This is a genomic window from Halomonas sp. XH26, from assembly GCF_024138895.1.
GTDB classification, from domain to species: domain Bacteria; phylum Pseudomonadota; class Gammaproteobacteria; order Pseudomonadales; family Halomonadaceae; genus Vreelandella; species Vreelandella alkaliphila.
This window is the reverse complement of the sequence record NZ_CP071889.1, coordinates 1,683,641-1,697,175: the sequence shown is the minus strand read 5'-3', so window position 1 is coordinate 1,697,175 and position 13,535 is coordinate 1,683,641. Positions and strand designations below refer to the sequence as shown.

At 53.4% G+C, this 13,535-nt stretch carries 12 protein-coding genes; 1 reads left to right on the top strand and 11 read right to left on the bottom strand.

The window, feature by feature from the left end:
- Positions 1 to 6 precede the first annotated feature (6 nt).
- The 11 genes from folC to leuC all read right to left on the bottom strand — a co-directional run bounded on the left by folC (position 7) and on the right by leuC (position 12,375).
- Positions 7 to 1,341: a bifunctional tetrahydrofolate synthase/dihydrofolate synthase gene (gene folC / locus J4377_RS07835; RefSeq protein ID WP_120387044.1), complete on the bottom strand. Its 1,335-nt coding sequence runs from the start codon at positions 1,339 to 1,341 to the stop codon at positions 7 to 9.
- Positions 1,334 to 2,353, bottom strand: coding sequence for an acetyl-CoA carboxylase, carboxyltransferase subunit beta (gene accD, locus J4377_RS07830; RefSeq protein WP_038483715.1), 1,020 nt, complete (start codon positions 2,351 to 2,353; stop codon positions 1,334 to 1,336). The genes folC and accD overlap by 8 nt, the downstream gene beginning before the upstream one ends.
- Positions 2,354 to 2,443: 90 nt before the next feature.
- Positions 2,444 to 3,247 carry a tryptophan synthase subunit alpha gene (trpA, locus tag J4377_RS07825; protein WP_009723460.1) on the bottom strand — a complete coding sequence of 268 codons (804 nt, stop codon included), beginning with the start codon at positions 3,245 to 3,247 and terminating at the stop codon, positions 2,444 to 2,446.
- Between the two features lie 8 nt (positions 3,248 to 3,255).
- Positions 3,256 to 4,494 (bottom strand): tryptophan synthase subunit beta, encoded by a 1,239-nt coding sequence (gene trpB / locus J4377_RS07820; RefSeq protein WP_038483713.1) that lies wholly within the window; start codon positions 4,492 to 4,494, stop codon positions 3,256 to 3,258.
- Positions 4,495 to 4,580: 86 nt separating this feature from the next.
- Positions 4,581 to 5,216: a phosphoribosylanthranilate isomerase gene (locus J4377_RS07815; RefSeq protein ID WP_038483711.1), complete on the bottom strand. Its 636-nt coding sequence runs from the start codon at positions 5,214 to 5,216 to the stop codon at positions 4,581 to 4,583.
- Positions 5,213 to 6,172, bottom strand: coding sequence for a tRNA pseudouridine(38-40) synthase TruA (truA, locus tag J4377_RS07810; RefSeq protein WP_038483709.1), 960 nt, complete (start codon positions 6,170 to 6,172; stop codon positions 5,213 to 5,215). Before truA ends, J4377_RS07815 begins: the two co-directional genes overlap by 4 nt.
- A 24-nt stretch (positions 6,173 to 6,196) precedes the next feature.
- Positions 6,197 to 7,741 carry a FimV family protein gene (locus J4377_RS07805; protein WP_253487841.1) on the bottom strand — a complete coding sequence of 515 codons (1,545 nt, stop codon included), beginning with the start codon at positions 7,739 to 7,741 and terminating at the stop codon, positions 6,197 to 6,199.
- A gap of 168 nt (positions 7,742 to 7,909) precedes the next feature.
- Entirely contained in the window at positions 7,910 to 9,022 is a 1,113-nt protein-coding gene (asd, locus tag J4377_RS07800; RefSeq protein WP_038483707.1) for an aspartate-semialdehyde dehydrogenase, read from the bottom strand.
- Positions 9,023 to 9,150: 128 nt separating this feature from the next.
- Positions 9,151 to 10,230: a 3-isopropylmalate dehydrogenase gene (gene leuB / locus J4377_RS07795; RefSeq protein WP_038483705.1), complete on the bottom strand. Its 1,080-nt coding sequence runs from the start codon at positions 10,228 to 10,230 to the stop codon at positions 9,151 to 9,153.
- Positions 10,231 to 10,272: 42 nt separating this feature from the next.
- Positions 10,273 to 10,920: a 3-isopropylmalate dehydratase small subunit gene (gene leuD / locus J4377_RS07790; protein ID WP_038483703.1), complete on the bottom strand. Its 648-nt coding sequence runs from the start codon at positions 10,918 to 10,920 to the stop codon at positions 10,273 to 10,275.
- A gap of 3 nt (positions 10,921 to 10,923) precedes the next feature.
- Positions 10,924 to 12,375: a 3-isopropylmalate dehydratase large subunit gene (leuC, locus tag J4377_RS07785; protein ID WP_038483701.1), complete on the bottom strand. Its 1,452-nt coding sequence runs from the start codon at positions 12,373 to 12,375 to the stop codon at positions 10,924 to 10,926.
- A 197-nt stretch (positions 12,376 to 12,572) separates the two neighbouring features.
- On the opposite strand from leuC, the gene J4377_RS07780 reads away from it, so the two are divergent.
- Positions 12,573 to 13,475 carry a LysR family transcriptional regulator gene (locus tag J4377_RS07780; protein WP_038483699.1) on the top strand — a complete coding sequence of 301 codons (903 nt, stop codon included), beginning with the start codon at positions 12,573 to 12,575 and terminating at the stop codon, positions 13,473 to 13,475.
- The last annotated feature ends 60 nt before the right edge of the window (positions 13,476 to 13,535 follow it).

The following is a 13,535-nucleotide window of genomic DNA, read 5'->3' as shown; positions in this document are numbered from 1 at the left end:
GGCCGATTAAGCTTGCGGCAGTGTTATTTCCAACAAGGCCGCAACTGTAAAAAACGAGCCGGTAACTAACACTCGGTCGGAGGGTGCCAACTGCTCAGCCATTATCTGTACTCCGGCCTCTGGGGAACTGGCGCAATGATGCACACGCCCACCCAAAGATGTGATACGCCCCGCCAGCTCGGCAGCTGACCGACCACGCTCGCCCTCCAACGTCACGCATACCCAGTCAGTAATGCGGGGTAGCAAAGCACTAATAACACCATCAGCGTCTTTATCATTGAGCATGCCGATCAACGCCCACTGCCGACCACCCTCAGGCACCGATGGGAGTCGCCTAGCGACATAATCGGCTGCATGAGGATTATGCCCGACATCCAAGCACCACTGCCCTATCCACTGCATACGTCCTGGCACTTGCACCCCATGAAACGCACGGCGGCATGCGTCTGCATTCACCACTAATCCGCTAAGTGTCAATGCTTGGAGAGCCGTTGCTGCATTATCAATTGGCAAACCGGGATCAGGAAGGCCTGCCAGAGAAATAACCTCTCCCTGGCAGCTCAGCCCACTCCAGCTCCATTCAGACAGGCTATCAGCGGCAGAGTCATCAGTAATTGAGTGGCTAAAAGCTTCACCAAGACAGTAAACAGGAGCGGCAATTGCATTGGCAGCCTCTGCTACACTGCTGGGAAGCAGTCGACTGCCCAATACAGCGGGTTTTGCAGCACGAAAGATGCCTGCTTTTTCTCGGCCAATTTGGGCAATATCAGACCCCAAAAAATTGGCATGATCCTGAGCAATGGTGGTAACAATAGCAACGTCTGCATCAATGATATTGACAGCATCTAATCGCCCACCCAGACCAACTTCGAGCAGCGCTAAGTCGAGGTTTTCCTGTGCTAGGCACCAGAGGGCGCACAGCGTTCCCGCCTCAAAATAGGTTAAGCTAATTTCAGGCGTTTGTAGCCTAGCTTCCTCTACGCGAGAGAAACCAGTCATTAGCCGCTGGTCGTCAGCATGGTCACCATTGATCGTGACACGCTCGTTATAGCGTACTAGATGGGGCGAAGTATAAGTCCCCACCCGCAAACCGTGCGTGCGTGCGACAGCATCCATCATGGCAAGGGTTGACCCCTTGCCATTCGTACCTGCCACCGTAATCACCTGTGGTGCAATCGGGCTGTTTAGTAACCCCATGCGCTTGGCAACTTCTGCTACGCGCTCAAGCCCCATATCAATCCCTACGGGGTGTAGGGTTTCAAGGTAGTGCAGCCATTCGGCTAAAGACCCTGGAGTTAAAGAGTCAGAAGCTAAAGATTCAGGGGCTATAGACTTAGGCATTGCGGGTCGAATCGTCGCTCTTAACGGTGCTGGCTTCGCTATGCGTTTCAGGCGTATCAACGTCTGTTGCATCTACAGCATCGGCTATTGGCGCTTCATCAACCAACGGCTCGTCAATCGATGCGTCGTCACTGACATCACCTTCGGTAGGTAGCGCGATATTATGAGTCAGCTTACGCAGCACACCACCAACACGAGCACGCATTTCATGACGATGCACAATCATATCTACGGTGCCGTGTTCCAGCAGAAATTCACTGCGCTGAAAACCTTCCGGCAGCGTTTCACGGACGGTTTGTTCAATAACGCGCGGGCCAGCAAAACCAATCAAGGCATTGGGCTCGGCGATATTTAGATCGCCCAGCATCGCTAGCGATGCGGATACCCCGCCAAACACTGGATCTGTCAGAACAGAAATGTAAGGCACACCCGACTGCTTAAGCTTTTCAAGCGCTGCCGAGGTTTTGGCCATCTGCATGAGTGAAAACAGTGCTTCTTGCATCCGTGCCCCACCAGAAGCGGCAAAGCAGATCAGCGGAAGTCGCTCTTCAAGTGCAATGGTTGCCGCGCGGACAAACTTCTCGCCCACAACCGCCCCCATTGAGCCACCCATAAAGGTAAATTCAAAAGCAACAGCCACAACCGGGAGCCCGTCTAGCTCGCCACGCATAGCGACCAGCGCATCTTTTTCACCGGTCTCTTTTTGGGCAGCCGTTAAGCGGTCTTTGTATTTTTTAGAGTCGCGAAATTTCAAGCGATCATTAGGCTCAATCTCAGCCGCGATCTCTTGTCGCCCCTCTTTATCCAAAAACCAGTCCAAACGTTTACGCGCGGTCAACCGTAAATGGTGGTCGCACTTGGGACAGACGCTGTGGTGCTTCTCAAGCTCAGGGAGATAGAGAACCGCTTCGCACTTGGGACATTTACGCCAGAGGCCATCGGGCACGCTGGCGCGACGGTCTTTACGCTGGATACGCCCCATGGAGGGCACAATCTTGTCTAACCAGCTCATATCAAAAAGTTTCCGTATACGTCATGCTTAGCAACGCCAAGCTTGATGAGTGTCGTCAATCAATTCAGTGTAGACGATGAGGGAATGCGCTTAGGCATCCATCGCGGTGCGCATTTCGCCCAACACGCTTTTAAGCTGACCAGCAATGGTTTCAGGTGCGTCAACGCTCTCTGCAATGCGGTTCACTAGCGCACTGCCAACAATCACACCATCAGCGACTTTCGCCACTTCAGCGGCAGTCACACCATCGCGGATACCGAAGCCAACACATAATGGCAAATCGGTCATTTCGCGCAAGGGCGCGAGATGCTCTGCCACATCGTCAGCATTGAGTGTAGCAGCACCGGTAACGCCCTTAAGCGAAACATAATAGAGATAGCCCTCACCGTGGGCGCATATTGTAGCGGCACGAGCATTGGAAGTGGTAGGCGCAACCAAGAAAATCGCTGCTAAATCGCGGGCTTTTAACAGCGGGCCGAACTCATCAGCCTCTTCAGGCGGCATATCTACCACGAGCACGCCATCAACGCCAACGCTTGCCGCTTTATCAGCAAACGTTTCATAGCCAATCCGCTCTATCGGATTGAGATACCCCATCAACACGATAGGCGTTTTAGCATCCACTTGGCGGAACTCAGCGACCATATCCAGCAGGTCAACCAAGCGAGTGCCCTGCTTAAGCGCGCGCTCACAGGCCTTTTGAATCACCGGGCCATCGGCCATTGGGTCTGAAAACGGCACGCCAAGCTCAATAATATCAGCCCCCGCCTCTACTAGGGCATGCATAAAGCCCACAGTGTACTGAGGCGCAGGGTCACCGGCGGTAATATAAGGAATCAGGGCCTTACGACCCTGCTCTTTTAATTCGGAAAAACGCTGGTCAATACGGTTCATGCTAGCCCTTAAAACTCAATGCCATCGATGTTCGCAACGGTCATGATATCTTTATCACCACGACCAGAAAGGTTGACCACGATATGCTGGTCAGGGCGCATGGTCGGTGCCAGCACCTTCGCATGAGCAAGCGCATGGGCCGATTCCAATGCTGGCATAATCCCTTCCATGTGCGTCAGTTCACGAAACGCTTCCAGCACTTCTTTATCGTTTGCGGCTACGTAGTTAACTCGCCCAACATCTTTCCACAGCGCGTGTTCAGGCCCAACCCCTGGGTAGTCGAGGCCAGCAGAAATCGAGTGCGTGTCAGACACTTGTCCCGCTTCGTCAGACATCAAGTAAGTTCGGTTGCCATGCAAAACACCACGCGGCGCATTAGTCGAAAGCGGCGCGGCATGTCGGCCTGTTTCGATACCATCGCCACCGGCTTCGACACCGTACATCGCCACCGCATCATCTTCGACGAAGGGATAGAATAGGCCCAAGGCGTTGGAACCACCGCCCACACAGGCAATTAGCGCATCTGGCAAACGCCCAATTTGCGCTAATGACTGTTGGCGCGCCTCACGCCCCACTACCGAGTTGAAATCACGCACCAACTGCGGATAAGGGTGCGGACCCGCCACGGTGCCGATAATGTAAAACGTGTTATCAACATTGGTGACCCAATCACGCAAGGCTTCATTCATTGCGTCTTTAAGCGTACGAGTGCCTGATTCGACCGGAATTACACGTGCACCCAACAGGCGCATACGATAAACGTTCAGCTTCTGGCGCTGAACGTCTGCCGCCCCCATATAAACGTCACATTCCAGGCCTAAGCGAGCTGCCACAGTCGCCGTAGCAACACCGTGCTGGCCTGCTCCGGTTTCAGCAATAACCCTGGGCTTGCCGGTTTTTTTGGCTAACAGCGCTTGGCCAATGGTGTTATTAACCTTGTGGGCACCTGTGTGGTTCAAGTCTTCACGCTTCAACCAAATTTGCGCGCCACCTAACGACTGTGACCAACGCTCTGCATGGTAAAGCGGCGAAGGACGCCCCACATAATGGGCAAGATCACGGTCAAACTCAGCCTGGAAATCGGGATCATCACGCAGACTCAGGTAGGTCTGCTCTAACTCTTCCAGGGCAAAGCTCAGGGTTTCCGACACAAACCGGCCGCCGTAGGGGCCAAAATGACCACGGGCATCCGGCATTCGGGTCAGGTCGCTGAACTTGGTTTCAGTCGCTGAGACAGTCACAGGCATACCTCACAAGATCGCCAGAACAGGCAAACAATAAATGAACTAACAATGAGGCGTAGTCACCCTGTCGGGTACGCTACGCAATGAGCTTAATGGGCGCAGGCTAACGCCACATTTTGAACAAAAGATGCCATTAACTCGGCATCTTTTATGCCATGAGATATTTCTATACCACCAGAGACATCAATAGCATAAGGCATTACTTGGTTAACCGCAGAAGCCACATTATCAGCCGTTAACCCACCAGCCAGGATAACAGGTTTTTCTAAGGTTGCGGGGATTCTAGACCAATCAAACGTCTCTCCCGTTCCCCCTGGGATACCAGGTCGATAGGCATCTAATAGCAGCGCCTGCGCAAGCGAGTAGTCAGCCGCCGCCTGATGCAGGTCGATATCATCACGCATGCGCAGTGCTTTAATCCAAGGCCGTCCAAACTGCTGACAGAACGAGGCAGGCTCTTCACCATGAAACTGAATTAAATCCAAGTAAGGTAAGCACTGCTCAATGAATTCAGCGGGCTGATTAACAAACAACCCCACACGCGTCACAAAGGCAGGTACTTCCACTGCCAACTCTTCCAGCACAGCAGGCGTTATGCTGCGGGCGCTCTTAGGCCACATCACGAAGCCAAGCGCATCCACACCAAGCGATGCTGCCAGCGCGACGTCCTCATGGCGAGTTAAGCCACAGAATTTAATCCGTGTACGACCAGAACGCGCGTTCATAATGGGGTCTCCTGCTGCTCTGAAGGCGCTGACTCTTGGTTTAAAGGCGTCTGACTCTTAAACGTCAACTTGCGCCGTGCCGCAATGCGCGGATTATCAGGTAACTGACGTTCCCCGGTCCACTCACCGGTAAATGCGAGCAGGTTGGGGCCTAACGGCTCTTTGGGCAGATCAAATCGTTCGTCATAAAGTGAGTCTACGAAATGAAGGCCACAGGCTGGTGCAGTGACATCGCCTTTTCGGCGATTCTTCAGTGCCAGCAGGCGCGCAATGTGCCCTTCATCTTGTGAGCCGCGCCCTACGCTGACCAGCGCCCCCGCAATATTGCGAATCATGTGGTGCAAAAAAGCATTGCCCTGAATATCAATGACCACTATTGGCCCATAGCGTTTCACTTCTACAAAGTGCATTTGCCGCCAAGGCGTTTTGGACTGGCAGCCCGCCGCTCGAAAGCTGCTGAAGTCATGTTCGCCTACTAAAGCCTGTGCCGCCCGATGCATAGCATCGGCATCTAGCGGATCTCGACACCAAGTTACGTTGTGGCGTTCTAACACCGGACGGCTAATTTGATTCAACAAAATATAACGATAGCGACGCCCAAGTGCGCCCAGGCGGGAATGGAAGTCATCGGACACAGGTTTTACCCAGCGCACAGCGACGTCTCTAGGAAGGTTGGTGTTGCTGCCAAAAATCCAGGCTTTTTCAGAACGCTGAACAGGCGGGTCAAAATGGATGATCTGACGGGTGGCATGCACGCCAGAATCGGTTCGACCACTGGCATGAATACGCACTGGGGCGCTGGCCACTTTTTCCAGCGCATCTTCCACCGCTTGCTGAACTGAAGCTGCGTGCTTCAAACGCTGAAAGCCGCAAAAGCGCGTACCATCATATTCAATGCCCATCGCTAGGCGCCCCGTTAAGGGCTTTGTTTCGTCAAAATGGTAAAACAGCGTCATGAAGCCACGTCACATAGAAGATAGTTAGGGTGTGCCATTATCCCGACGTCGTGGCTCAAATGCCACCTCTTCGATTTCCCAGCGTTCCTCGACGCTCTTCCGCCCATATTGGCTGCTCCCCATGACTGAAGGCGAAGACGTCTTCTCCTGCCGTCCGGCCTCAACTATCGGTACTGGCTCACTGTTAGCCGGTACTGTATCGGCTGTTGATGAATCCCGCGCGGGTGGTTCTGTAGTAGATGAAGACGTAGTAGATGAAGACGTAGTAGGTGAAGACGTAGTAGGTGAAAACGTAGCAGTTGGCATCGTATCAGCGTTATAAACTAATGAAGTGGGCGGAACATCTTCCCACTGCCGTTCGCGACGTCTGCGAGACCATACTAGCGCTCCCAACAAAAGCGCTAACGCAGTACTAGCAAGCGGCCATTGATAGGCGGTAATGCGCTCAACAATCGTGTCTGACGCACTCTGCGAACGGTTCAGGTTAGGCATCTCGTTAGGTGTATGGCTGTTTGCCATCAGCGCGGCACTCCCCGCCAGCGCATCAGATATTTCTTGAGCTTGCTGAAGCTCGCGCTGAGACGCACTCAATGCTTGTGTTAGCGACACCACCTCTTGACGCAGCATGACTAGCTCATCACGCATTTCTTCGCGCTCGTCAAGCGCCGCTAGCAGCCTATCCTGGCTCTCCAACAGCTGTTCAGCGAGCATTTGCTCGATGGCGACAGTATCGGATGTTTGCGGGGATGGATTAGTGCCCTGGTCGACACTTTCCATGGTTGGCTCGCCTGCCTGCTCCACGCTCGAATCACTATGGCTTTCAGGTTTTTCTTGGGGCTCAACCTGACGGTCTACAGGCTGACGCATCGCTTGAATCGCCGGGGCAGCATTGCTGGACGTTCGTGACGCAACCTGTTGACGGGTAGGGATATTGAGCGTCTGGCCCGCACGGAGTTCATCTACATTGCCAGTGGGAAACGCAGCGGGATTAGCTGCTAAGAGCGCCGTCATCATTTGTTGAATGGTTACATCGGCTGGCTTCACCCTTGCGGCAACGCTCCAAAGAGTATCGCCACTGGCTACGTAGACAATATCGCGTGCGGCCGATGCCATAGAAGCGGCTGCGCTGCTGGTCGCTTCGGCCGAGCCAATGGCGTCAACAGGGCTACCTAACGCGTATTCAGGTGGATCAAACAACAGCGTTAAAGCGCGCGTCTGCCGCCCTTCTGGCGAAGAAATCGTTAACAGTAGATCCAACCATGGCTCATGAACTGCCTGGGAAGAGCGCAGCAAAAGTCGATGCCCAGCTGGCTGCTCTTGAACCTGAACACTGATACTTGCCGTAAGGGGTGTCCACTCCAACCCCAGCGCTCTAAACGCCGATTCGTTTGCCAGGTCGACACGTAAATCACTCAGCGCGAAATGCTCGCTTTCCTGAAGCGGCACAGTGGCCTCAAGCGGCGCATCTAACGGCGAACTTACCGTTGCCTGGCCCAACCCAAGCGCCACTGCCAGCGGGCTAATAGCGCTCAGCGATAGCCCCAACATCCCTGTTAACTGTTTTCTCATAAAGGCCTCTGCTGCCTTTTATTTGGTTGCGGCCAAGCCACACTTTCTTACATTTACTTAGCAAAATCACACTCTGCCTCCTTTTTACCACACCCAGAGAATAAAAAAACGGGAAGCTGCGAACAGCTTCCCGTTTTTATCAACGCCTTTATTTAAGCGTGGCGTGCTCTACTGCTCGCGTAAGATCTTTAGCATACGCTTGAGCGGCTCGGCAGCACCCCATAACAACTGGTCACCAACACTGAAGGCTGACAAGTATTCGCCGCCCATATTCAGCTTGCGAATACGACCGACCGGTACTTGCAGCGTGCCAGTCGCAGCAGCGGGCGTTAGGCCAGCAACTGTAGCGTCTTTGTCGTTCGGGATCAGTTGAACCCACTCATTATGCTTAGCAATACGGTCTTCGATCTCATCAAGCGGCACATCCTGCTTCAGCTTAATAGTGAACGCTTGGCTGTGAGAACGCATTGCACCGATGCGCACACAAAGGCCATCGATGGGGATCGGGTTGTTTTGCAAACCTAAGATCTTGTTAGTCTCAACGCTGCCCTTCCACTCTTCACGGCTTTGGCCGTTATCAAGCTTGGTATCGATCCATGGCAGCAAGCTACCCGCTAGCGGTGCACCGAAATTATCCGTGGGAAAGTCACCACTGCGCATCGCAGCAGTCACTTTACGGTCGATATCCAGAATCGCGCTAGAGGTATCTTTAAGCTCTTCGCCTACGCTGTCGCGCAGTTGACCCATCTGGTTCAACAGCTCGCGCATGTGCTTAGCGCCTGAACCGGAAGCTGCTTGGTACGTCATGGAAGTCATCCACTCGACCATGTCTGCTTCGAACAAGCCACCCAAGCCCATCAGCATCAGGCTCACGGTGCAGTTGCCGCCGACAAAGGTTTTAGCACCCTTCGCTAACTGGTTATCGATCACCTTACGATTGACCGGATCCAGAATAATGGTCGCTTCGTCTTCCATACGCAGGGTGCTGGCCGCATCAATCCAGTAGCCTTTCCAGCCCGCCTCACGTAAGTCTTTATAAACCGGCTTGGTATAGTCGCCACCTTGACAGGTGACCACCACGTCCAGTGCTTTTAACGCATCAATATCAAACGCATCTTTCAGTGGAGGCACGTCCACGCCGATATCGGGGCCAGGCTGACCAACTTGGGAGGTGGTGAAAAATACCGGTTCAATACCGTTAAAATCACCATCTTCCTGCATGCGCTGCATCAGCACTGAGCCAACCATGCCACGCCATCCCACGAAACCGACTTTCAACATGTGAAGTCCTCCAACTAAGAATGAGAGCGATATTATACACAAATATTAGACACAACGTCGGCCACCCTTAGGGTGGCCGACTGTTAATACCTTTCAGCGTCAATTAGTTAGCACGCTTTACACATAATTTAATTTTTTGCGAAGGCCGCCAATACGGCATCACCCATCTCATCGGTAGAGACACGGCGCGTTCCTTCAGAGGCGATGTCAGCAGTACGCAAGCCATCATCTAACACACTGCCAACAGCGGCTTCAATGCGCTCAGCCATGGCGGTTTCATTCAATGAATAGCGCAACATCATCGCGACCGATAGCATCATCGCTAACGGGTTAGCAATATTCTGCCCAGCGATATCTGGCGCGCTACCGTGGCAAGGCTCGTACATGCCCTGCCCACTCTCGTTTAGCGATGCTGAAGGCAACATGCCAATAGAGCCGGTAAGCATGGCAGCGGCATCGGAAAGAATATCGCCAAACATATTGCCCGTCACTACCACATCAAACTGTTTCGGCGCGCGCACCAGCTGCATGGCGGCGTTATCCACGTACATATGGGAAAGCTCAACATCCGGGTACTCTGGTGCCAAACGCTCCATCACTTCACGCCACAGAATAGTGACTTCCAACACGTTGGCTTTATCTACCGAGCAGAGTTTTTTGCCGCGCTTCTGAGCCATTTCAAAGGCGACGCGACCAATACGCTCAATTTCGCTTTCAGAGTAGATGTAGGTGTTAAAACCCACCCGCTCGCCGTTGCGCTCTTCAATGCCACGTGGCTGGCCGAAATAAATGCCACCGGTAAGCTCACGGACAATCATAATATCCAGCCCAGCCACTAACTCCGGCTTCAAGCTAGAAGCGCTAGCCAACTGCGGATAAAGCATGGCCGGACGCAGGTTGCCGAACAAACCCAAGTTTTTACGCAGACCTAACAGGCCTTTTTCAGGACGCTTGGAAAGGTCTTCGAGTGTATCCCATTTGGGGCCACCAACAGCGCCCAGCAAAATAGCACTGGCTGCCTTGGCTTTTTCAAGAGTTTCAGCAGGCAGTGGCTCACCGTGAACATCGTAAGCAGAGCCACCGACAAGGCCTTCTTCGACGTCGATATCCAAACCAGCTTCCTGGCAGGCCTTCAGCAAGCGAGCCGCCTGGGCCGCAATTTCAGGGCCAATACCGTCACCCGGCAGCAGTAATACCTTATGAGTCATGCAATTTCCTTAGCATTTCAAACGTTGAAGGTGAATGAACACTTACGCAGGCTGACGGAATAACCACGGGCGCTGCTGGCGATGTTTTTCTTCAAACGCGCGAATAGCGTCTTCGTCCTGCAGGGTAATCCCAATATCGTCCAGACCGTTCAGCAGGCAGTGCTTCCGGAACGCATCCACCTCAAATTCGAGAATTTCGCCACTGGGCGTAATGACCCGCTGATTTTCTAAATCTACGTCTAATTGATAGCCTTCGCTGCCTGCTACTTCCGTAAACAGACGGTCAACAACGTCTTCTTCTAGCGTAATCAGCAGAATGCCGTTTTTGAAAGCATTGTTGTAGAAAATATCGGCAAAGCTTGGCGCAATCACTGCTTTGAAACCAAAATCTTCCAGCGCCCACGGGGCGTGCTCACGGGAACTACCACAGCCAAAGTTGCGGCGCGCCAGCAATACTTCAGCACCTTGGTAACGCGGTTGGTTCAACACAAAATCTGGGTTCAGCGGACGCTGCGAACAGTCTTGTCCTGGCTGGCCTTCATCCAGGTAGCGCAGTTCATCAAACAAGTTCACGCCAAAGCCTGTGCGCTTAATCGACTTCAAAAACTGCTTCGGAATAATCAGGTCGGTATCGACATTAGCACGGTCAAGCGGCGCTACGATTCCTTCTAAACGTTCAAACTTTTTCATGGCTTAGGCCTCCTGCGCGTGGCTAGTGTCGTTAGCGGGTAAGGTACGTACATCAACAAAGTGACCAGCAATCGCTGCCGCCGCGGCCATCGCAGGGCTCACCAGATGTGTGCGACCACCGTAACCCTGGCGACCTTCAAAATTGCGGTTAGACGTTGATGCACAGTGTTCACCAGCGCCCAACTTGTCGGCATTCATTGCCAAGCACATTGAACAACCCGGCTCACGCCACTCAAAGCCAGCTTCAATAAAGATTTTATCTAAGCCTTCTGCTTCTGCCTGGCGTTTCACCAAACCAGAACCCGGCACCACCATGGCAAGCTTAATAGAGCCAGCAACTTTATTACCTTTCGCTACCTTGGCCGCTTCGCGTAAATCTTCAATACGCGAGTTAGTACAGGAGCCGATAAATACTTTATCGAGCTTGATATCGGTAATTTTCTGGTTTGCCTGCAAGCCCATATATTCGAGGGCGCGCGCGTGACTGCGCTGCACGGTGTCATCCAACGCGGCTTGGGGGTCTGGCACTTGGCCGGAAATACCGGTGACCATTTCCGGGCTAGTCCCCCAACTGACCTGGGGCTCGATCTCTTCAGCTTGCAGAGTAACCACTTTATCGAACTGCGCGTCGGCATCGGAAACCAGAGTGCGCCAGTCGGCTACGGCGGCTTCCCACTGCTGTGCGGTGGGCGCAAAGGGACGCTCGGCCAGATAATCAATCGTCGTGTCATCGACGGCAATCAGGCCTACACGGGCACCCGCTTCAATGGCCATGTTGCATACGGTCATGCGGCCTTCCATAGAGAGCGACTCAATCGCACTACCGGCAAACTCAATGGCATAGCCCGTACCACCAGCGGTGCCAATCTTGCCAATAATCGCCAACACCACGTCTTTAGCGGTCACGCCCAGGCCAAGCTCACCTTCTACGCGCACCTGCATGTTCTTCATTTTTTGCGCCAGCAAGCACTGGGTCGCCATAACGTGTTCAACTTCTGAGGTGCCAATACCATGGGCCAAGGCACCAAACGCACCGTGGGTAGCGGTGTGGGAGTCGCCGCACACCACGGTCATACCGGGCAACGTTGCGCCCTGCTCTGGGCCTACCACGTGAACGATACCCTGGCGCGGGTCGTTAATTTTGAACTCTTCGATGCCGTACTCAAGGCAGTTATCGTCCAAGGTTTGTACTTGGATTAACGACACCGGGTCTTTAATACCGCTATTGCCTTCAGCGCGCTCTTTTACCGTCGTAGGCACGTTGTGGTCAGGCGTTGCCAAGTTAGCATCCAAACGCCAGGGCTTGCGATTAGCCAAGCGCAGTCCTTCAAACGCCTGGGGCGAGGTGACTTCGTGAAGCAACTGGCGGTCGATATAGATCAACGCCGTGCCGTCGTCACGCTGTTTCACCAAATGTTGATTCCAGAGTTTGTCGTAAAGCGTTTGACCTGACATGTTGCTCTCCTGGGCATTGCCCTGCTAGTTCGGTATGGCAGCCTCTGCGTGCTGCTTATGTGACTATATGGGCAGTGTCACGCGAGTCGCGCATAAAAGCAATTCATGTTATTCATAGATTAGATTCCAAACTGGAATGCTTATTCAGTAGCACCTATTAAATACCTAGTGATAAATACCTGTTCAGGGAGTCGCAAGTGGATACTCAAAGCCTGCAAGCATTTCTGGCCGTTGCCGAAACCCAGAGCTTTTCCCGCGCGGCGGAACAGTTGTATTTAACGCAGCCTGCAGTAAGCAAACGCATCGCTACTCTGGAAGACCAACTTGGCACCCGGTTATTTGACCGCATCGGGCGGCGCATCGCGCTGACCGAAGCGGGCAATGTGTTGCTTCCCAAAGCACAGCACATACTGTTTACCGTGGAAGATAGCCGCCGCGCACTCGCCAATCTTTCCGGCCAAGTAGGCGGTAAGCTTACGCTCGCTACCAGTCACCACATCGGCCTGCACCGTCTACCGCCGCTATTAAAGCAGTACACTCACCGCCACCCAGAAGTGGCGTTAGACCTGCACTTTCTGGACTCAGAGCTAGCCTACCAAGGAGTGGTCGACGGCACGCTGGAGATGGCGATAGTCACTCTCGCCCCCCACCCCGTTGAACAGCTTCACGTGGTAGAGCTATGGCGCGACCGGCTGTGTTTTGTCTGCGCCACCGACCACCCACTGGCGCAGCGTACCCGCCACACCAGCAGCCCGCTCAGCTTGACTGAATTATGTGAATTCAATTGCGTGCTGCCAGGTGCAAAAACCTTTACTCGCACCTTGATTGGCCAACGTTTTGCCGAAGTGGGCCTACAGCTTCCCGTCAGCATGGCAACAAACTATTTAGAAACGCTGAAAATGATGTGTAGCGTGGGCCTGGGCTGGAGCCTGCTACCTGAAAACATGATCGATAGCGAACTCATAGAGCTCAATGTAGACACCGCCCCCATCCAGCGCCCGTTGGGATATCTCGTCCACACCAGTCGTACGCTTTCTAATGCCGCTAAAAAAATGATTGAAGAGCTGGAAAGCGCCCGCCACGCCACTCTCAACATTTAGCCGCGCGCACCAGTGTTGCGGGAAAGCGATACGCGAGCCTACCAGGCACCTGTGAGGCGA